Source organism: Clostridium sp. OM05-6BH (genome assembly GCF_003481635.1).
GTDB lineage: Bacteria > Bacillota > Clostridia > Lachnospirales > Lachnospiraceae > Butyribacter.
On the sequence record NZ_QULH01000002.1, the window covers coordinates 62,073 to 81,999 of the forward strand.

Genomic DNA, 19,927 nt, shown 5'->3' on the forward strand with positions numbered 1-19,927 from the left:
AACCCGGATATCCCGGTACACAGATAGAAAGGAAGGAACAACATGGCAACAGAAAAGAAACAGGCGGAGCTGCAGGAGACAGTCGTTTCCGAGACAAAGGAAAAGAAACAGACCAAAACTGCTAAGAAGGCGAGCACAACGAAAAAAACGTCTGCTTCTAAGGCAGAGACAAAAGCGGAGTCTGAGAAGGCAGCTAAGACAACGACGAAAAAGCAGTCGGCTGCGAAAGAACCTGCGGAGAAAAAGCAGACGAAAAAGGCATCTGCCGCAACGACGAAGAAGGCATCTGCCAAAGAAGCAAAAGCGACAGAAGATGAGACAAAGAAATTTATGGAGCGCATGAGAGCATTGTTAGATCTTGCAAAAAGTAAGAAAAATGTGTTGGAGATCGCAGAGATCAACAATTTTTTTAAGGATATTGATCTGACAGAGGAGCGTATCGAAAAGATCATAGAGTTTTTGGAACAAAAAAATGTGGATGTTTTACAGATTTCGGAGGACAAAGATACCGATGATGATATGATCTTGGAACTGGAGAATAATGGGGAAGTTCCGGACGATGATGAGATCGAGAATATCGATCTGTCTGTGCCGGATGGTATCAGTATTGAGGATCCGGTACGTATGTATCTGAAAGAGATCGGTAAAGTTCCGCTTCTTACTGCGGATGAAGAGGTTGAGCTTGCAAAACGTATGGAAGAGGGCGATGTGGAGGCTAAGAAGAAGTTAGCAGAAGCCAATCTTCGTCTCGTAGTCAGCATTGCAAAGCGTTATGTTGGTCGCGGAATGCTGTTTTTGGATCTGATCCAGGAAGGAAATCTTGGTCTGATCAAGGCAGTAGAAAAGTTTGATTACAAAAAGGGATATAAATTCAGTACGTACGCAACTTGGTGGATCCGTCAGGCAATCACACGTGCGATTGCAGATCAGGCGAGAACGATCCGTATCCCGGTTCATATGGTAGAGACGATCAACAAGTTTGTACGTGTTCAGCGTCAGTTATTGCAGGAACTTGGCAGAGAACCATATCCGGAAGAGATCGCAGAACAGATGGGCATGCCGGTAGAGCGTGTTCGTGAGATTCAGAAGATCTCTTTAGAGCCGGTTTCTTTGGAAACACCGATCGGTGAAGAGGAAGACAGTCATTTGGGTGATTTCATTCAGGATGATAATGTACCGGTTCCGGCAGAGGCAGCAGCGTTTACGTTGCTCCGTGAGCAGTTGGATGAAGTGCTTGGCACGTTGACGGATCGTGAGCAGAAGGTGCTCAAACTTCGTTTTGGCTTGGAAGACGGCAGAGCCAGAACATTGGAAGAAGTTGGTAAGGAGTTTAAGGTAACCAGAGAGCGTATCCGCCAGATCGAAGCGAAAGCTTTGCGCAAATTGAGACATCCGAGCCGCAGCCGCAAATTAAAGGATTATTTGGAGTAATGCAGTTATCTAAACGATTGCAGGCCGTGGCGCATCTCGTACACTCTGGCGGTGTTGTTGCTGATATTGGATGTGACCATGGATTTACCATTATATATTTGGTGATGAATCAGCTTGCATCGGCAGGGATTGCTATGGATGTGGCAGATGGACCGTTAATGCGTGCGAAAGAACATATACATCAGTATGGACTCGATAACAGGATCGCATTACGTAAGTCAGATGGTTTGCAGCAGCTTGTAGAAGGCGAGGCAGATACAATATTGATCAGCGGCATCGGTGGAGCTTTGATGGAACGTATTTTGCGGGAATTTCCGCACGTAACACAGTCTGCGAAAGAACTGGTACTTTCGCCTCAGTCAGAGATATACAAAGTACGTCATGCGCTGCACGATCTGGGTTTTGTGATCGCACGGGAAGAGATGGTATTTGATCAGGGTAAATATTATACGATCATACGGTGTGAGAGGGGCAGTGAGCATTACTTCACGGAGGAAGAATATATATATGGAGGGTACCTGATGCAAACGAGACATCCGGTATTTCTGGAATATATGCAAAAAGAGCTTGCGCGGGTGCAGCGTGTTTTGGAGGCAATGCCGGATACACAGCCGGCGAAGAGGCAGATTCTTCAGGAACAGCAGACTATCTCAGATATTTTGAATCCGAGATAACAGGCTGCATTGTCAGTGACAGAAAGGCAAAGGTGTTGTTATGGGGAAACAGATTAAAGTGGAAGTGATCATTGGCGCTAAAAGGATTCCTAAAACTTACGAAGAGGGAGTTACCTATGAGCAGGTGGCCAAAGAAGTACAATCGGCATATTCATATCCGATCATTCTAGCCAGACGTGGCGGTAAATTGGTGGAATTAAATAAGCGGATCCGTGAGGATGTCCAGATATGTTTTATGACGACGGCAGATGACAGTGGGCACAAGACGTATGTTCGTGGTGTGACATTACTGATGTTACGCGCGTTTTATGCGGTCTGCAAAGGGCAGCCGTTGGAAAATGTATATGTGAAATATCAGATCGGCGATAGCTGTTACTGCGAAGTGAGCGGTGTCCCTGTGACGGAATCTTTGCTGCAGCAGGTTGAACAGTATATGAAAGAACTGGTACATAGAGATATTCCATTTTTGAAACGGTCGGTAGATACTTCCGAAGCACTGCGTATTTTTGAAAAATATGGCATGATGGATAAGAAAAAATTATTTGAATATCGTCGTGTTTCCAAGGTAAATATATATACATTAGACGGATTTGAGGATTATTATTATGGTTATATGCCGGCAAGTACCGGTGTACTTCAGTATTTCAGTTTAGAGCCATATGAAAACGGATTTATGCTGAATCTGCCCAATAGCAAAACTCCGGATCAAACAACATTGCACAAACCAAGTCCAAAGTTGTTTGCAACCTTGCAGGAGGCGAAATCGTGGGGCAAGATGGTGGATGTTGATACGGTAGGTGCGTTGAATGATGTGATCTCGCATGGTGGTGCGCCGGAACTTATATTGGTACAGGAAGCACTTCAGGAGAAAAAGATTGCGCAGATCGCAGAGCAGATCGCCAATGACCCAAGTAAGAAATTTGTCATGATCGCAGGTCCGTCTTCTTCCGGTAAGACATCATTTTCTCATCGCTTGTCGATTCAGCTTCGAACACTCGGAGTGCATCCGCATCCGATCGCATTAGACAATTATTTTGTAGACCGCGATGAAACACCGTTAGATGAAAATGGCAATTATAACTTTGAATGTCTTGAAGCAATCGATGTTAAACTGTTTAATCAGCAGATGAATGAGCTGCTTGCCGGAAAACGTGTCGAACTGCCGACTTTTAATTTTGTGACCGGTCAAAAAGAATATAAAGGAGATTATAAGCAGTTAGGTGAGGATGATATATTAGTGATCGAGGGGATCCACGGCTTGAATGATAAACTATCTTATACGCTTCCAAAAGAAAGTAAGTTTAAGATATACATCAGTGCGCTGACCCAGATCAACATTGATGAGCATAATCGGATTTCTACGACAGATGGCAGATTGATCCGGCGAATGGTACGTGATGCCAGAACAAGAGGCGCTTCGGCCGCTCGCACGATCGGTATGTGGCCATCGGTACGCCGCGGGGAAGATCAATATATATTCCCATTTCAGGAAGAGGCGGATGTTATGTTTAACTCGGCACTGATTTATGAGCTTGCTGTTTTAAAACCGTATGCAGAAGCAATCCTCTTTGGAATACCGAAGGATGCACCGGAGTATATCGAGGCAAAGCGTCTGCTTAAGTTTTTGGATTATTTCATTGGGATCAGCAGTGAAGACATCCCGAAAAATTCACTGATGCGTGAATTTGTGGGAGGCAGTGTCTTTAATGTATAGGATTAATCTGTATAGAAAATTGCAACATTGACAGCAGGGCTGTATTAGGCACACATAATACAGTTTTTCCAGATCTGTCAGCAGGCAGTGTAGGACGGTCGGCAGATATGATAGATAACATGGTGTGCAGAAATGAGGACAAAAAGATATGGCACAGATTATTGATGGAAAGAAAATTTCAACACAGATCAAAGATGAGGTGAAAGAGCAGGTTGCTGCTCTGAAACAAAAAGGAATTGATGTAACTTTGGCCGTGATTCAGGTTGGTAAAGATCCTGCATCTACTGTATATGTCGGCAACAAAAAGAAGGCCTGCGAATATGTAGGTATTCGTTCTTTGGCATATGAACTGCCGGAAGAGACCAGTGAGCAGGAGCTTTTGGAGTTAGTACAATCGCTCAATGCTAAAGAAGATGTCGATGGCATTTTAGTTCAACTTCCGCTGCCAAAGCATATTGATGAGGATAAAGTGATCCGTACGATTTCGCCGGACAAAGATGTGGATGGTTTTCATCCGGAGAGCGTAGGACGTCTAAGTATTGGGCAGCCGGGCTTTGTTTCCTGTACACCGGCAGGGATCATCCAGCTTTTGAAACGTTCTGGAATAACGATTGACGGCAAAGAATGTGTTATTATCGGTCGGAGTAATATTGTTGGTAAACCGATGGGAATGCTCTTACTTAGGGAAAATGGAACGGTGACGATCTGTCATTCACACACTCCGGATCTGAAGACGGTTGCCAAGCGTGCAGATATTTTAGTCGTTGCGATCGGCAAGGCGAAGTTTGTAGATGCTTCTTATGTGAAAGACGGGGCCGCTGTCATTGACGTAGGAATGGATCGTGATGAAAATGGCAAGTTGTGTGGTGATGTTGACTTTGCTTCTGTTGAACCGGTTGCAGGGGCGATCACACCGGTTCCGGGAGGCGTTGGTCCGATGACGATCGCAATGCTTATGAACAATTGTGTGGAATCTGCACAGAGAAAACATTGTTAGAAATGGAGACTACGAATGGAACAACAGAATGTAACACCAATTTATTTTGTGTCGTTAGGGTGTGACAAAAATCTTGTGGACAGTGAAATGATGATCACTTCACTGCGGGAACAGGGCTTTCGTCTTGTGAATGAAGAGACAGAGGCAGAAGTGATTGTTGTAAATACCTGCTGTTTTATTGGGGATGCCAAGGAAGAAAGTATCAATACATTGTTAGAAATGGCGTCCTACAAGGAAACAGCTAAATGTAAGCTGCTTGTGGCTGCGGGATGCCTGGCTCAGCGTTACCATAAAGAGATACAAACGGAGATACCGGAAGTCGATATTATTGTCGGCACAATGGGGTATGAAAATCTCGCGGAAACGATCCGCGAAGAGTTAAAAGAGCATCAGGGTGTTGTTGAGACATTACAGAATATTGATTATCTGCCGACGCCGCTGACGAATCGAGATAGTATGTCCGGTGGATATTATGCATATCTTAAGATTGCAGAAGGCTGTGATAAATGCTGTACGTACTGCGTGATCCCGAAAGTACGCGGACATTATCGCAGTGTTCCGATGGAGAATCTGCTTGCACAGGCAGAACATCTGGTTCAAAACGGAGCCAAAGAGCTGATCTTGGTGGCACAAGAGACAACATTATATGGTGTGGATCTATATGGACACAAGAGCCTTCCTGAGCTTTTGGAAAAATTATCGGAATTAGAGGAGCTGAAATGGATCCGCATTTTATACTGCTATCCGGAGGAAATCACAAAAGAGCTGGTTCATGCGATCAAAACGCTTCCGAAAGTATGTCATTATCTGGATATTCCGATCCAGCACGGTTCTGATAGCATATTAAAGCGGATGGGGCGGCGTACCAATAGCAAAGAACTGCGGGATATGGTACATTATCTGCGTCAGGAGATTCCGGATATTGCACTTAGAACAACATTGATCACAGGATTTCCCGGCGAGAGTGAGCAGGATTTCGAACAGCTGAAAGAATTTGTGGAGGAACTTCGATTCGATCGACTTGGTGTATTTACGTACTCAAGGGAAGAAGATACACCGGCAGCCGCAATGGAGGAACAGGTGCCGGAAGAAGTTGCAGAAAAGCGGCGGGATGAGATCATGCAGATCCAGCAAAAGATTGCTTTTGAGAAGACGTCGGCACAGATTGGACGTGCTTTAGAAGTAATGGTAGAGGGGTCCCTGCCGGAAGATGGTGTTTATATTACGAGGACGTATATGGATGCACCGGAAGTGGACGGGTATGTATTTGTGGCAACTGATTGGAATCTGATGTCGGGAGATTTCTTAAACGTCAAGATTACCGGTGCAGATGAGTATGATCTCATTGGAGAGGTCATAGAGGAATAAGAGAATAGAATTGAAGGAGGATAAATATGAATTTACCAAATAAGATTACGATGCTTCGTGTATTTTTAATACCTTTTTTTGTTGTGTTTATGCTTGTATCAGCCATCCCTTATAGCAAATATATTGCATTAGTTGTTTTTGTTGTAGCAAGTCTGACGGATACCTTAGATGGTTATATCGCCAGAAAGTATAAACTTGTATCCAATTTTGGAAAATTCATGGATCCGTTGGCAGATAAATTATTAGTTTCTTCGGCGATGATCTGTCTGGTGTCCTTAAACAGAATTCCGGCTTGGGTTGTTATTGTGATCATAAGCCGTGAGTTTATCATTAGTGGATTTCGTCTGGTCGCATCGGATGCCGGTGTCGTGATAGCAGCGAGCTGGTGGGGCAAGATAAAAACAGTTGTACAGATGATCATGGTCATTGTCTTGATCTTGTCTATACACAATCCGGTTGTTGCTGTGATCGAGCAGATATTGATCTATTTAGCACTGGTACTTACGGTGGTATCGTTATTGGATTATTTGATCAAAAATTGGAAGGTTATGGATGATGGAAAGATGTAATGAGATAAGAGTACCATCTGAGGAGGCGGTACAGTTAGTAGAATATTGTATCCAAAACGGTTATAAGATTTCTACAGCGGAGTCATGTACCGGAGGCCTGATCGCAGCGGGTATTGTAGATGTACCGGGTGCATCAAATGTCTTTGAAGAGGGATATGTTACGTACGCAGACCGGGTTAAACAAAAACTGCTTCATGTATCCGTGACAACGATTCAAAAGTATACGGTGGTAAGTGCGCAGGTGGCTGAAGAAATGGCGCTTGGAACAGCGCAGGCCAGTGGAGCCGATATTTCTGTTACGACAACAGGTTATGCAGGACCGGAAGATGGTGAAGATGGGACACCGGCAGGAACCGTTTACATCGGAACCTGCTTTCGGGGGTGCGCAGAGAGCAGAAAATATTGCTTTGACGGTGATCGTGGGCAGGTGCGCTTGCAGGCAGCCCGTGAGGCAATGAAATTTGCATTAGAAAGGATGAAACAGATTGAGTGAGGTGATCGTTGTAGGCGGTGGAGCAGCCGGTATGATGGCAGCTATTGCGGCAGCGGACTGTGGACATCAGGTAACCATTATAGAAAAGAATGAAAAATTAGGGAAAAAATTATTTATTACAGGAAAAGGCCGGTGTAATATCACCAATGACAGTGATGTAGAGAATCATTTGAATCATGTGATCTCCAATCCGAAATTTATGTACAGTGCCTTTTATAGTTTTGACAGCAGCCGTATGATCGACTTCTTGGAACAGGAAGGTCTGGCGGTAAAGACAGAGCGCGGCAATCGCGTGTTTCCGCAGTCTGATAAGTCTTCCGATGTGCTGCAAACACTGCAGAAAGCACTTCGCAGAAGAAATGTTACGGTCAGATTGCATACGAAGATGACAGGACTTATGATCGAAGATCATATTTGTAAAGGTGTAAAAGTACAGAGTTATCATGGTGCATTGGAAACACTGGCAGCGGATGATGTCATCCTTACAACGGGGGGACTTGCATATCCTTCTACCGGATCGACAGGTGATGGACAACGACTGCTGAAACAGGCAGGAGTTGCTTTAGAACCATGTTATCCGGCGTTAGTGCCTGTTGAGACGGTAGAAGAGTGGCCAATCAGACTTCAGGGATTATCGCTTCGCAATGTGTCGTTGCGCGTGGAACGTGGATCGCATAAAATATACGAGGAACAGGGAGAAATGCTATTTACGCATTTTGGTGTAAGCGGACCATTGGTCTTGTCGGCGAGCAGCCTGCTCGGTCGTAAAGGTGCCAAAGACTGTAAACTGCATATTGACTTGAAACCGGCCTTGTCGGAAGAACAGTTAGATGAACGGTTACAGCGTGATTTTGCCGCACAAAAAAACAGCATGTTTAAAAATAGTCTGGGAAAGCTGCTGCCGTCAAAATTGATCCCGGTTATCGTGGAACTTTCCGAGATCACGCCGGATAAGCAGGTCAATGAGGTGACTAGGCAGGAGCGGCACAGACTGGTTAAGCTATGCAAAGATCTCACCTGTACCGTCAAAAAGCTGCGGGATTTTCCGGAAGCGATCGTTACCGGAGGAGGCATTTCCGTAAAGGCGATCAATCCGGCAACTATGGAATTAAAGGAGATTTCACATTTATTTGCCGCCGGAGAGCTGATCGATGTAGATAGTGTGACGGGAGGGTATAATCTTCAGGTTGCGTGGTCAACCGGGTATTTGGCAGGAATATCAGTGTATTGAATGATAATGGAGGATAGATATGTATAATATTGCAATTGACGGACCGGCAGGAGCCGGCAAAAGTACTATTGCCAAGATGGCAGCGAAGAAACTGGATTTCATTTATGTAGATACCGGAGCCATGTATCGTGCGATGGCGCTGTATTTTCTGCGTCGGGAAATTGATGCAAAAGATGAGAAAAAGATTGCAGAGGCCTGTGAGCATATCAATGTGACGATTGCTTATCAGGAGGGAGAACAGCAGGTACTTCTTAACGGTGAAAATGTCAATGCCTTTATTCGTACAGAAGAGGTTAGCATGATGACATCTAATACTTCAAAATATCCTGCTGTACGTGAGAAACTTCTTTATTTACAGCGGGAACTTGCGGCAGCTAACAATGTGATCATGGACGGCCGGGATATTGGAACTTGTGTCCTGCCGGATGCAGAGCTTAAGATATATCTTACAGCCAGTGCATCGGAGCGAGCTAAAAGACGTTATTTGGAGCAGAAGGAACGCGGTGTGGAAAGTGATCTTGCCCAGATCGAAAGGGATATTATTGCACGTGATGAGCAGGATATGAATCGTGAGATCGCCCCGTTAAAGCAGGCAGAAGATGCTATTTATCTAGACACCTCTGATATGACGATCGAGGAAGTAGTGACAAAGATCGTATCACTCGTTCAAAAGGCCTGAACAAAACGGATCTTTGTGGGCATAGAAAGGATTGAAAGATTTGTATGAAAGTTACATTGGCTAAGAGTGCGGGCTTTTGCTTTGGAGTGAAGCGGGCAGTGGAAATGGTTTATAAGGAAGCGGAGACGGGAAAGAAAGTGTATACGCTCGGTCCGATCATTCACAATGAGCAGGTTGTGCAGGATCTGGAACAAAAAGGTGTGCGTGTGATCGATACGCCGGAAGAACTTTCCAAAGCGGAGGATGCGACGGTGATCATCCGCTCACATGGCATCAGCGCAGACGTGTATCATCAACTGGAAGACAAAAAGGTTCGCATTGTTGATGCGACCTGTCCTTTTGTCAGCAAGATCCATCGCATTGTTGAGAAAAAATATCAGGAAGGAAGCTGTATTGTCATTGTCGGCAATGCAAACCATCCGGAAGTGGAAGGGATCAATGGATGGTGCAATGGCGCAGCTACAGTGATCGGAAGCGTTTCGGAGGCAGAAAATTATAGTCAGGAACCAGCCAGGAAGCTTTGTGTTGTGGCACAAACGACATTTAATTACAAGAAATTTAAAGATATAGTTGATATTTTTTCGAAAAAGAGTTATGATATAGACGTTATGAATACAATTTGCAACGCTACCGAAGAGCGTCAGACGGAAGCGGCAGCCATTGCCGGTGACTCCGACGCAATGATAGTGATAGGTGGAAAACATAGTTCGAACACGCAGAAACTGTATGAAATATGCAAGAATGTGTGTCCGGACACACATTTTATACAGACACTTGATGACTTGGATTTGAAGCAATTTCAATCTTTTCGTAGCGTGGGTATTACTGCAGGGGCCTCGACCCCAAATACTATTATTAAGGAGGTTCAATCATATGTCAGAAATGAATAATGAGTTTGAACAGTTATTGGAAGAAACATCATTAGTAACAATCCACAATGGAGAGGTTGTAGAAGGGACAGTCATCAGCGTTAAGGAAGATGAGATCGTTCTTAACATCGGCTACAAAGCAGATGGTATCATTACTAGAAATGAGTATAGTAATCAATCCGGCATTGATCTGAGAGATGTTGTGAAAGAAGGCGACAAAATGAACGCCAAGGTACTCAAGGTGAATGATGGTGAGGGACAGGTATTATTAACATACAAACGCCTTGCTATGGAGAAGAGTAATGAGCGCATTCGTGAAGCATTTGAGAATAAAGAAGTACTTACAGCTAAGGTTGTCAATGTATTAACAGGTGGCTTGAGTGTCATCGTTGATGAGACTAAGATCTTTATTCCAGCCAGCCTTGTATCTGATACTTATGAGAAAGATCTTTCTAAGTATGCAGGACAGGAGATTGAGTTCGTTGTCAGCGAGTTTAATCCAAAGAAGAGAAGAATCATTGGTGACAGAAAGCAGCTTTTGGTTGCAGAGAAGAAGAAGAAACAGGAAGAGCTTTTTGCAAGAATTCATGTTGGCGATACTGTAGAAGGTGTTGTTAAGAATTTGACAGATTTCGGTGCATTCATCGATCTTGGCGGAGCAGACGGACTTCTTCATATTTCAGAGATGTCTTGGGGACGTGTTGAAAATCCTAGAAAGGTATTCAACGTTGGCGACAAGACTAAGGTTCTTATTAAAGACATCAAAGACGATAAGATTGCATTGAGCCTGAAGTTTGAGGATCAGAATCCATGGTTAAATGCTGATGGAAAATATAGCGTTGGTTCTGTTGTGAAGGGTAAAGTTGCACGTATGGCTGATTTCGGTGCATTCATTGAGTTAGAGCCTGGTGTTGATGCATTACTGCATGTATCTCAGATCTCTAAGGAGCATGTTGATAAGCCGTCTGATGTATTGAAAGTTGGTCAGGAAGTGGAAGCTAAAGTTGTTGATTTCAATAGCGAAGATCACAAGATCAGCCTGAGCATCAAGGCTTTATTGAATGACTCACAGGCGGAGGAAGAAGAGGATGTCGCTGAAGAGCCAGCAGAGTAATAGTAGGTAATCGCTCGCCAATCCGTACTTGTACGGGTTGGCGATTTTTTTCGTATAGGGTTTTCGTTTGTGCGAAAAGTATGGAATGAAATTTGCGTATGTAAAGGAGGTCAGAAATGGGCGATTATGAGTTGTTTAAGAAACAGGTATTCGGGTTGACCCAGATAGACCTGAGTTGTTATAAAGAACGTCAGATGAAACGACGCATTGATGCGTTGATCACAAAGTGCAAGATTACATCATACGAGGAGTATATCCGATTGCTAAAGACAGATAAAGTGAGATTGGATGAGTTTGTGGCATACTTGACCATTAATGTATCTGAATTCTATCGCAATCCGGAGCAATGGAAGCTGTTAGAAGATGAGATGCTTCCGTATTTATTTGAGCGCTTTGGCAATGATCTGCATATATGGAGTGCTGCCTGCTCGACAGGAGATGAACCGTATACACTTGTTATGCTGTTAGCAAAGTTTATTCCGCTGGATAAGATCCATGTTTATGCGACGGATATTGACAGACAAGTGTTAGAAAAGGCGCAGATGGGTATTTATGATGAAAAGAGCTTAAAAGGACTACCGAAAGAATTTGTGTCGAAATATTTTACACAGGTTTCTGACCGGAGTTATCAGATCAGTGATCAGATCAAGCGTTGTGTCAAATTTTGTCAACATAATCTGCTGAAGGATAGATATCCAAAAGAATGTGATCTGATCGTCTGCCGTAATGTGATGATTTATTTTACGGAGGAAGCCAAAAAGGAGATATATCAAAAGTTTAATGCATCCCTTAAAAAAGACGGGTTGTTGTTTGTTGGAAGTACAGAACAGATCATATCGCCCGGCAATATCGGATTTGCAAGTTTTAAGTCATTTTTTTATAAACGCTTATAGTGTGGATAGTGAAAGGCATGGTGAAGAAAGATGGAGACTAAGATTAAGATCGTTGTGGATGCGATGGGTGGTGATTACGCACCAGAGGTTCCGGTACAGGGAGCCGTAGAAGCATTGCAGGAAAATACAAATATTTCTATCGTATTGGTAGGTAGAACGGATGCGATCAAGGAGCAGCTTGCAAAATATACGTATGATAAAGAGCGCATAGAGATCGTTCATGCAGAGGAAGTGATCGGATTTGACGAGCCACCGGTGATGGCAGTTCGCAAAAAGAAGGATTCTTCCATCGTAGTTGGCATGAAACTCGTTAAAAAAGGCGAGGCAGATGCATTTGTATCAGCAGGAAGCACCGGTGCTATATTAGTTGGTGGTCAGATGATCGTTGGAAGGATCAAAGGTATTGAACGAGCACCGTTAGCGCCATTGATCCCAACGGCCAAAGGACCGGCATTGCTGATCGATTGTGGAGCAAATGTAGATGCCAGAGCTTCTCATTTGGTGCAGTTTGCACAGATGGGATCCATATATATGAAACACGTTGTTGGAGTAGACAATCCTAAAGTTGCTATTGTAAATATTGGCGCAGAAGAAGAAAAAGGAAACCAATTGGTGAAAGAAACATATCCTTTATTGAAAGAATGTAAAGATATTAATTTTACCGGAAGTATTGAAGCAAGAGACATTCCGAAGGGTGATGCCGATGTTATTGTATGTGAGGCATTTGTTGGCAATGTTATTTTGAAATTATACGAGGGATTGGCAGGGACGCTGCTTTCTAAGGTGAAGCAGGGGCTCATGTCTACACTTCGCAGTAAGATAGGGGCATTGTTGATCAAGCCAGCATTGAAAAAGACAATGAAAGAGTTTAACACGGATGATCATGGTGGAGCACCATTGCTTGGCTTGAGAGGATTAGTTGTTAAAACGCATGGCAGCTCCAATGCGAAAGATGTCAAAATGGGCATTTTGCAGTGTGTGCAGTTTACCGAAGAGCAGATCAATGAAAAGATCAAAGAGAATCTTGCAGTAAAGCAGGAAGATTAGCGAATAGTATGAGATGGGAAAGGAATGAGTGTTTCTTATGGAGTTTGAAAAGCTGCAGATGATCATTGCAGAAGTTCTGGGCAAAGACTCGGAGCAGATTTATGCCAAAGCGCGGCTGGTGGAGGATCTGGGAGTGGATTCTCTGGAAGTTTTTCAGATCATTATGGGAATGGAAGACACGTTTGATGTTATTTTAGAGGAAGAAGCGGTGTATCAGGTGAAGACGGTACAGGATCTGTGCAATCTTGTGATGATACCTGCATAAAAAGGAGTATGATGAACAGTGAGACAGGAAAAGATAATTGAGTTTGAAAAAAAGATTGGATACACGTTTGAAAATCCGTATCTGTTGGTGACGGCATTGACTCACAGTTCGTATTCAAATGAAAAACGACTGAAAAAATATAAATGCAATGAGCGTTTGGAGTTTTTGGGAGACGCTGTATTAGAGTTGATCTCCAGCGAGTATATTTTTAAGGAAAATCCGCAGAAACCAGAGGGAGATCTTACAAGGATACGGGCAAGTTATGTCTGTGAACCGACGCTGGCAGCTTGTGCGCGAGAAATTTCTTTGGGTGATTATCTGCTTTTGGGTAAAGGAGAGGATCGCACCGGGGGCAGAGAGCGGGATTCTATTTTGTCAGATGCCATGGAGGCTACGATCGGTGCTGTTTATCTGGATGGAGGATTTGCCAGAGCAAAAGAGTATGTCGAGGCATTTGTGCTGCGTGATATCGAGAACAAAAAGTTGTTTTATGACAGCAAAACGATCCTGCAGGAGATTGTGCAGGGAAGACATCTTGCATTGGCATATCAGTTGGTGAAAGAAACCGGACCGGATCACTGTAAATCATTTGAGGTTGCTGTGATGATCAACGGTAAAAAGATAGCGGTCGGGACAGGAAGAACAAAGAAAAAAGCAGAGCAGTCGGCAGCGTATGAGGCAATTCTTGCTTTGCGGGAGAAATGAGGTAAGGGATGTATTTAAAAAGTTTGGAGGTACATGGCTTTAAGTCGTTTGCCAATAAATTAGTATTTGAATTCCATAACGGAATCACTGCTATCGTTGGACCAAATGGCAGTGGTAAGAGTAACGTGGCAGATGCTGTCAGATGGGTGCTTGGTGAACAGAGTGCCAAACAGCTTCGTGGAGCGAAGATGGAAGATGTCATTTTTGCCGGAACACAGCTTCGTAAGCCACAGGGCTTTGCGTATGTGGCGATCACGATCAATAATGAAGATCACAAGTTGAAAGTGCCGTATGAAGAGGTAAAGATTGCTCGACGGGTATACCGATCCGGTGAAAGCGAGTACCTGCTCAACGGTGCTTCGTGTCGTTTGCGGGATATTCAGGAATTACTGTTAGATACCGGTATTGGTAAGGAAGGTTATTCTATCATCGGGCAGGGTCAGATTGATAAGATCTTAAGTGGTAAGCCGGAAGAGCGTCGCGAGCTTTTTGACGAGGCTGCCGGTATTGTGAAGTTCAAAAAGCGCAAAACGGTTGCTGAGAAGAATTTAGAGGAAGAGCAGCAAAATCTTGTGCGAATCGAAGACATTTTATCGGAGTTGGAAAAACAGGTTGAGCCATTGGAGGCGCAATCCGAAAAAGCAAAAGAATATTTGAGTTACCGTGATGAACTGCGCAATCTGGATATCAATGTATTTTTGCAGGATTACAAAGAAAACAGCGCTTCCATGGAGGAACTTCGCGAGAAGGAAAGTATTGCAGATGGAGATCTGGCTAAGACAAAGGAAGAATATGAAACGGTCAAGTCAGAATATATTCAATTAGAAGAGGCACTGGATAAACATACGCGGAATCTGGAAGAATGCCGTGAAACGCTGAGTGCTGATAAAGTGAAGTTGAATCAGCAGGAAGGCGATATAAAAGTATTAGAGGAGCAGATCAATGCGGTGCGCCAAAGCGAGCTGTATTATCGTGAGCAGATAGAGAACTACCGTGCCAAAGTGTCTGAACTGGAAAGCGAACAGGAAGAGCATCGCGCAAAAACGAAAGAATTTGAAGATAAATTACAGCAGATGGAACAGTCCCGTCAGGATGTTACTGCTAAGCGGGAAAAGACCGGCAATGAGATCGCACTTCTCGAGCAGGAGATCGCAGGTCACAATGAGGCGATCGCACAGGCAAAAGATGCAAATACAGATGTTGTGACGCAGGAAGAACGCTTTCAAACGCTGTTAGAGCAGAACAATATCAAAAAAGTGGAACTGACAAAACGGATTTTGGAAAATAAAACGCAAACGGCCGGTTTGCAGGAAATTTTAGACCGAGAGCAAAGCAATCTGCAGGAGATCACGGATAAGATACAAGCGTTAGATGATGCCGGAGCAGAACTCGCACATTCTGTCAAGCATCTGCAGGGACAGACAGAGCAGTTAAATCTCGAGCGCCGTGAGACGGAGCGACAGTATCACATGGATCATTCCAGACTGCGTTCTCTGCAAAATATGACAGAGCGCTATGAGGGGTTTGGGCAGAGCATCAAGCGTGTTATGGAGCAAAAGCCGAATTATCCTGGCATTGTCGGAGTTGTGGCAGATATTATCCGCGTAAATAAAAAGTATGAGATCGCAGTGGAAACTGCACTTGGCGGCAGCATTCAAAATATCGTGACCGATAATGAGCAGACCGCCAAAAGTATGATCGCTCATTTAAAAAAGAATCGCTACGGCAGAGCTACATTTTTGCCGTTGACCAATATACATACAAAGGCAGCAAGCCGCGCACAAAATATTATGGCAGAGCCGGGTGTGATCGGTATGGCATCCACCCTTGTAGAGGCAGAAGATCGCTTCTCAGAATTGGTAGAATATTTGCTGGGACGTTTTGTTGTAGTTGATCATATCGATCATGCGATCGCTTTGGCCAAGAAGTATCATCACACGATACGTATCGTTACGACAGAGGGTGAACTCTTAAATCCGGGTGGTTCTATGTCCGGTGGTGCTTTTCGTAACAACAATAATCTGTTGGGAAGACGCCGCGAGATGGAGGAACTTGAGCAGCAGACGAAGAAATGGAAAGCGCGCCTTACCGAAATCGATGCAGATATTGCCAAGTATGAGAAAGATGGTGCGCAGATCCGTCAGAAGATCGAGACAAATCATCACCTGCGAGAAGAACTGGTATTGCAGCAAAATACTGCAAAATTGCAATATGATCGTGCAAACCGCGATATGGAACAAGCGAAGGAACAGCTTGATCACATTCGTTTTGAAAGTCAGGGGATCGAGGGACAGAAAAAGGAGCTGCAGGATGAATTAGATAAGCTGCAGGATCAACGTAAGGAAAATGAGGATCAGAATAAGATCCGCGAAGAGCGCATTGCAGAGTGTACGGACAAGCTTGATCAGGTCCGGGAGCAGCAAAAACAATTAGAGACAGAAGATGCACAGCTCCAATTGGACTATACAACATTGGAGCAGAAGAAACAGTTTCAGCAAGAAAATGTGAATCGTGTTGCCGGAGAACTGCAGAATATTTGCCAGCAGATGGAGGAAGCATCCGGGAATAATATGCAGGCAGATGAGAGGGTACGTCAAAAAGAGGCACAGATCGCGGATTTAAGACAGCAGATGGATCAGCTTTCTGTGCAGATCACGACGTTGACAGAGATGGTTGAGCAGAAAGTGCAGAAACGTGAGGAGCTGACAACGAGGCAGAAAGGCTTTTTTGAGCGTCGGGAGAGCTTATCGGAGCAGATGAATGCATTGGATAAAGAGGTGTTCCGCCTGCGCAACAGTCAGGAAAAATTGCAGGAAAAGATGGATTCTTACACGAACTATATGTGGGAGCAGTATGAACTGACCTTTAGTAAAGCGGAAGAAATTCGTGTAGCGTTAAATATGTCCGGGGCGCAAATGCGTGCCCAGATCAAAACCCTAAAAGGCAAGATCAAAGGCTTAGGGGATGTCAATGTCAATGCAATTGAACAGTACCGGGAGCTAATGGAACGCTATGAACTGCTTAACGGCCAGCATGATGATCTCATTAAGGCAGCCGATGTCTTACGTGGCATTATCGAGGAACTGGATACTGAGATGAGAAAACAGTTTGAAGAACAGTTTGCTGAAATTCAGACACGTTTTGATAAAGTGTTTAAGGAACTATTTGGTGGTGGACGTGGAGCACTGGAGTTGACAGAGGGAGAAGATGTCCTTGAGGCAGGCATTAAGATCGTTGCCCAGCCGCCGGGAAAGAAACTGCAAAATATGATGCAGATGTCCGGTGGAGAGAAAGCTCTGACAGCGATCGCACTGCTTTTTGCCATCCAAAGTCTGAAACCATCTCCGTTTTGTCTGTTGGACGAGATCGAGGCAGCGTTGGATGATTCTAATGTAGGGCGTTATGCCAATTATCTGCATAAATTGACCGAAAATACACAGTTTATCGTTATTACGCATCGACGTGGTACGATGAATGCTGCAGATATCCTATATGGTATCACTATGCAGGAAAAGGGAGTATCTACGTTGGTTTCTGTCAGTCTGTTGGATGAAAAAGAGATTGCCAATTAGATGGACAGATTGTCGGCATTTGAAACATATTGTATCTGATGTTGCATTTTAGCAGTAAAACAGGTAATATAGTAAGATGGTGCATAAAAAAGAATAACATGGAGAGTGAATATGAGTGAAAAAAAGGGATTTTTCAGCAGACTGAAAGACGGACTGACAAAAACACGAGACAACTTTGTCGCTGGAATTGACAATATATTCAACGGCTTTTCGGAGATTGACGATGATTTCTATGAAGAGCTCGAAGAAGTGCTTATTATGGCAGATATTGGTGTAAATACTACGTCAAAGATCATTGAGAATCTGCAGCAAAAAGTCAAAGAGCAGAAGATCAAAGAGATCAGTGTCTGCAAGCAACTGTTGATCGACAGTATCAAAGATCAGATGCGCGTGGATGAACATGCATATGACTATGAGAATGAGACTTCGGTTGTATTGTTGATCGGTGTCAACGGCGTTGGAAAAACAACGTCAGTAGGCAAGTTGGCAGGACAGTTCAAAAACAATGGTAAGAAAGTGATACTTGCAGCTGCTGACACATTTCGTGCGGCAGCAATTGAACAGCTTACCGAATGGGCAAAGCGTGCAGGCGTGGAGTTGATCTCCGGTCAGGAAGGCGGTGATCCGGCAGCAGTTGTGTATGATGCCGTAAATGCAGCAAAGGCAAGAAAGGCAGATATTTTGCTCTGTGATACAGCAGGACGACTTCATAACAAGAAAAATTTGATGGAGGAGCTGCGCAAGATCAATCGAATTATTGAACGTGAATATCCGGATGCACATCGGGAGACACTGGTTGTATTGGATGGAACGACGGGACAGAATGCATTAGCACAGGCAAAACAGTTTGGCGAAGTGGCAGACATTACCGGAATCATTTTGACAAAATTAGATGGTACGGCCAAAGGTGGGATTGCGATCGCAATTCAATCAGAGCTGCATGTACCGGTGAAATATATTGGTATTGGAGAGCAGATTGATGATCTGCAGAAATTTGATGCAGATCAATTTGTTGACGCACTGTTTGAATGATTGACAGGATAAAAAGAAAATTCATTGGAGGATAGTAACATGATGACATTAGATAAGTTTGAAGAAGCTTCAGAAAAGGTTAAGGAAGTCGTACTTCCGACCAATCTGATCTATAGCGAGTACTTTTCAGAACAGACAGGAAATAAAGTATATCTGAAACCGGAAAATATGCAGTACACAGGAGCTTATAAGGTGCGAGGCGCTTATTATAAGATCAGTACAATGTCATCGGACGAAAGAGAAAAAGGATTGATTACGGCATCTGCAGGAAATCATGCGCAGGGAGTTGCCTACGCGGCCAAATTATATGGTGTTCCGGCAACGATCGTAATGCCGACAACGACGCCATTGATAAAAGTGAATCGAACGAAAGGTTATGGCGCTAACGTGATACTGCATGGATCAGTATACGATGAAGCCTGCCAGAAAGCGTTGGAATTGGCAGAGAAGAGCGGTGCTACTTTTGTACATCCGTTTAATGATGAAACCGTTGCAACCGGTCAGGGAACGATTGCAATGGAAATCTTTAAGGAACTGCCGACAGTAGACATTATTTTGGTCCCGATCGGTGGTGGTGGACTGGCAGCCGGTGTTTCAACACTTGCTAAGCTGTTAAATCCGAACATCAAAGTGATCGGCGTAGAGCCGGCAGGCGCAAGCTGTATGAAAGCATCTTTAGATGCGGGCAAAGTAGTTACACTGCCAAATGTAGAGACAATTGCGGATGGTACCGCTGTTAAAACTCCGGGAGATAAGATTTTCCCATATATACAGAAAAATATTGACGAGATCATTGCTGTTGAGGATGAAGAGTTGATCGTCAATTTCTTAGATATTTTGGAAAACCATAAGATGTTAGTAGAAAACTCAGGCTTGCTTACTGTGGCAGCATTAAAGCATCTCGACTGCAAGGGCAAACGGGTCGTTTCAATCTTAAGTGGCGGTAATATGGACATTATTACGTTGTCTTCCGTCGTTCAGCATGGACTGATCGCCCGCGGCAGAGTATTTACCGTTGCCGTACAGTTACCGGACAGACCGGGTGAACTTGTCAACGTAGCGGATATTATCGCAAAAGAAAAAGGAAATGTTATCCGCTTAGAGCATAATCAGTTTGTCAGCATTAACCGTAATGCGGCAGTTGAGCTTCGGATCACGCTTGAGGCATTTGGACAGGAGCACAAAAATGAGATCTTAAAGGCGCTTCGTGACAAGGGATATGACGCAAAAGAAGAGACACCGACAGGTATGTATTAGAAAGGAATGGTTGTTTT

Annotated in this window: 18 protein-coding genes; all 18 read left to right on the forward strand. The window is 44.0% G+C overall.

Annotation, left to right across the window (positions count from 1 at the left end; genetic code table 11):
- Positions 1-42: 42 nt before the first annotated feature.
- The 18 genes from rpoD to ilvA all read left to right on the forward strand — a co-directional run bounded on the left by rpoD (position 43) and on the right by ilvA (position 19,910).
- The gene (rpoD, locus tag DXB73_RS02750) at positions 43-1,431 is read left to right on the forward strand and encodes an RNA polymerase sigma factor RpoD (protein WP_118690079.1); all 1,389 of its coding nucleotides are present in this window, start codon (positions 43-45) and stop codon (positions 1,429-1,431) included.
- Positions 1,431-2,105 carry a class I SAM-dependent methyltransferase gene (locus DXB73_RS02755; protein WP_118690080.1) on the forward strand — a complete coding sequence of 225 codons (675 nt, stop codon included), beginning with the start codon at positions 1,431-1,433 and terminating at the stop codon, positions 2,103-2,105. Before rpoD ends, DXB73_RS02755 begins: the two co-directional genes overlap by 1 nt.
- A gap of 40 nt (positions 2,106-2,145) precedes the next feature.
- The gene (locus DXB73_RS02760) at positions 2,146-3,819 is read left to right on the forward strand and encodes a nucleoside kinase (protein WP_118690081.1); all 1,674 of its coding nucleotides are present in this window, start codon (positions 2,146-2,148) and stop codon (positions 3,817-3,819) included.
- A 148-nt stretch (positions 3,820-3,967) separates the two neighbouring features.
- Entirely contained in the window at positions 3,968-4,816 is an 849-nt protein-coding gene (gene folD / locus DXB73_RS02765) for a bifunctional methylenetetrahydrofolate dehydrogenase/methenyltetrahydrofolate cyclohydrolase FolD (protein WP_118690082.1), read from the forward strand.
- 15 nt (positions 4,817-4,831) lie between these two features.
- Positions 4,832-6,184, forward strand: a complete 1,353-nt coding sequence (rimO, locus tag DXB73_RS02770; protein WP_118690083.1) for a 30S ribosomal protein S12 methylthiotransferase RimO — start codon at positions 4,832-4,834, stop codon at positions 6,182-6,184.
- A gap of 26 nt (positions 6,185-6,210) precedes the next feature.
- The gene (pgsA, locus tag DXB73_RS02775) at positions 6,211-6,753 is read left to right on the forward strand and encodes a CDP-diacylglycerol--glycerol-3-phosphate 3-phosphatidyltransferase (protein WP_118506488.1); all 543 of its coding nucleotides are present in this window, start codon (positions 6,211-6,213) and stop codon (positions 6,751-6,753) included.
- Positions 6,737-7,246, forward strand: coding sequence for a CinA family protein (locus DXB73_RS02780; RefSeq protein WP_207665546.1), 510 nt, complete (start codon positions 6,737-6,739; stop codon positions 7,244-7,246). The genes pgsA and DXB73_RS02780 overlap by 17 nt, the downstream gene beginning before the upstream one ends.
- A gap of 1 nt (position 7,247) precedes the next feature.
- Entirely contained in the window at positions 7,248-8,477 is a 1,230-nt protein-coding gene (locus DXB73_RS02785) for an NAD(P)/FAD-dependent oxidoreductase (protein WP_347559513.1), read from the forward strand.
- A gap of 19 nt (positions 8,478-8,496) precedes the next feature.
- The gene (cmk, locus tag DXB73_RS02790; protein WP_022026304.1) at positions 8,497-9,156 is read left to right on the forward strand and encodes a (d)CMP kinase; all 660 of its coding nucleotides are present in this window, start codon (positions 8,497-8,499) and stop codon (positions 9,154-9,156) included.
- Positions 9,157-9,200: 44 nt separating this feature from the next.
- Positions 9,201-10,046, forward strand: coding sequence for a 4-hydroxy-3-methylbut-2-enyl diphosphate reductase (ispH, locus tag DXB73_RS02795; RefSeq protein WP_118506491.1), 846 nt, complete (start codon positions 9,201-9,203; stop codon positions 10,044-10,046).
- Complete coding sequence (gene rpsA / locus DXB73_RS02800; protein WP_118690085.1) at positions 10,030-11,139, forward strand: 30S ribosomal protein S1; 1,110 nt, start codon at positions 10,030-10,032, stop codon at positions 11,137-11,139. The genes ispH and rpsA overlap by 17 nt, the downstream gene beginning before the upstream one ends.
- 116 nt (positions 11,140-11,255) lie before the next feature.
- Positions 11,256-12,032: a protein-glutamate O-methyltransferase CheR gene (locus tag DXB73_RS02805; RefSeq protein ID WP_118690086.1), complete on the forward strand. Its 777-nt coding sequence runs from the start codon at positions 11,256-11,258 to the stop codon at positions 12,030-12,032.
- 30 nt (positions 12,033-12,062) lie between these two features.
- Positions 12,063-13,079, forward strand: a complete 1,017-nt coding sequence (gene plsX / locus DXB73_RS02810) for a phosphate acyltransferase PlsX (protein WP_118690087.1) — start codon at positions 12,063-12,065, stop codon at positions 13,077-13,079.
- Between the two features lie 37 nt (positions 13,080-13,116).
- The gene (locus DXB73_RS02815) at positions 13,117-13,344 is read left to right on the forward strand and encodes an acyl carrier protein (RefSeq protein ID WP_022026308.1); all 228 of its coding nucleotides are present in this window, start codon (positions 13,117-13,119) and stop codon (positions 13,342-13,344) included.
- A gap of 18 nt (positions 13,345-13,362) precedes the next feature.
- Complete coding sequence (rnc, locus tag DXB73_RS02820; protein ID WP_118690088.1) at positions 13,363-14,049, forward strand: ribonuclease III; 687 nt, start codon at positions 13,363-13,365, stop codon at positions 14,047-14,049.
- An 8-nt stretch (positions 14,050-14,057) separates the two neighbouring features.
- Positions 14,058-17,621, forward strand: coding sequence for a chromosome segregation protein SMC (gene smc, locus DXB73_RS02825; RefSeq protein WP_118690089.1), 3,564 nt, complete (start codon positions 14,058-14,060; stop codon positions 17,619-17,621).
- 111 nt (positions 17,622-17,732) lie between these two features.
- A complete protein-coding gene (ftsY, locus tag DXB73_RS02830; RefSeq protein ID WP_118690090.1) occupies positions 17,733-18,653 on the forward strand; it encodes a signal recognition particle-docking protein FtsY in 921 nt (306 codons plus the stop codon).
- 39 nt (positions 18,654-18,692) lie between these two features.
- Positions 18,693-19,910, forward strand: coding sequence for a threonine ammonia-lyase (ilvA, locus tag DXB73_RS02835; RefSeq protein ID WP_118690091.1), 1,218 nt, complete (start codon positions 18,693-18,695; stop codon positions 19,908-19,910).
- Positions 19,911-19,927 lie beyond the last annotated feature (17 nt).

Coding starts and splice junctions, on each gene's coding strand:
- rpoD (WP_118690079.1), top strand. CDS start 43: ATGGCAACAGAAAAGAAACAGGCGGAGCTGCAGGAGACAGTCGTTTCC.
- plsX (WP_118690087.1), top strand. CDS start 12,063: ATGGAGACTAAGATTAAGATCGTTGTGGATGCGATGGGTGGTGATTAC.
- ftsY (WP_118690090.1), top strand. CDS start 17,733: ATGAGTGAAAAAAAGGGATTTTTCAGCAGACTGAAAGACGGACTGACA.
- DXB73_RS02805 (WP_118690086.1), top strand. CDS start 11,256: ATGGGCGATTATGAGTTGTTTAAGAAACAGGTATTCGGGTTGACCCAG.
- pgsA (WP_118506488.1), top strand. CDS start 6,211: ATGAATTTACCAAATAAGATTACGATGCTTCGTGTATTTTTAATACCT.
- cmk (WP_022026304.1), top strand. CDS start 8,497: ATGTATAATATTGCAATTGACGGACCGGCAGGAGCCGGCAAAAGTACT.
- smc (WP_118690089.1), top strand. CDS start 14,058: ATGTATTTAAAAAGTTTGGAGGTACATGGCTTTAAGTCGTTTGCCAAT.
- DXB73_RS02780 (WP_207665546.1), top strand. CDS start 6,737: ATGATGGAAAGATGTAATGAGATAAGAGTACCATCTGAGGAGGCGGTA.
- ilvA (WP_118690091.1), top strand. CDS start 18,693: ATGATGACATTAGATAAGTTTGAAGAAGCTTCAGAAAAGGTTAAGGAA.
- DXB73_RS02815 (WP_022026308.1), top strand. CDS start 13,117: ATGGAGTTTGAAAAGCTGCAGATGATCATTGCAGAAGTTCTGGGCAAA.
- DXB73_RS02760 (WP_118690081.1), top strand. CDS start 2,146: ATGGGGAAACAGATTAAAGTGGAAGTGATCATTGGCGCTAAAAGGATT.
- DXB73_RS02755 (WP_118690080.1), top strand. CDS start 1,431: ATGCAGTTATCTAAACGATTGCAGGCCGTGGCGCATCTCGTACACTCT.
- rpsA (WP_118690085.1), top strand. CDS start 10,030: ATGTCAGAAATGAATAATGAGTTTGAACAGTTATTGGAAGAAACATCA.
- rimO (WP_118690083.1), top strand. CDS start 4,832: ATGGAACAACAGAATGTAACACCAATTTATTTTGTGTCGTTAGGGTGT.
- ispH (WP_118506491.1), top strand. CDS start 9,201: ATGAAAGTTACATTGGCTAAGAGTGCGGGCTTTTGCTTTGGAGTGAAG.
- folD (WP_118690082.1), top strand. CDS start 3,968: ATGGCACAGATTATTGATGGAAAGAAAATTTCAACACAGATCAAAGAT.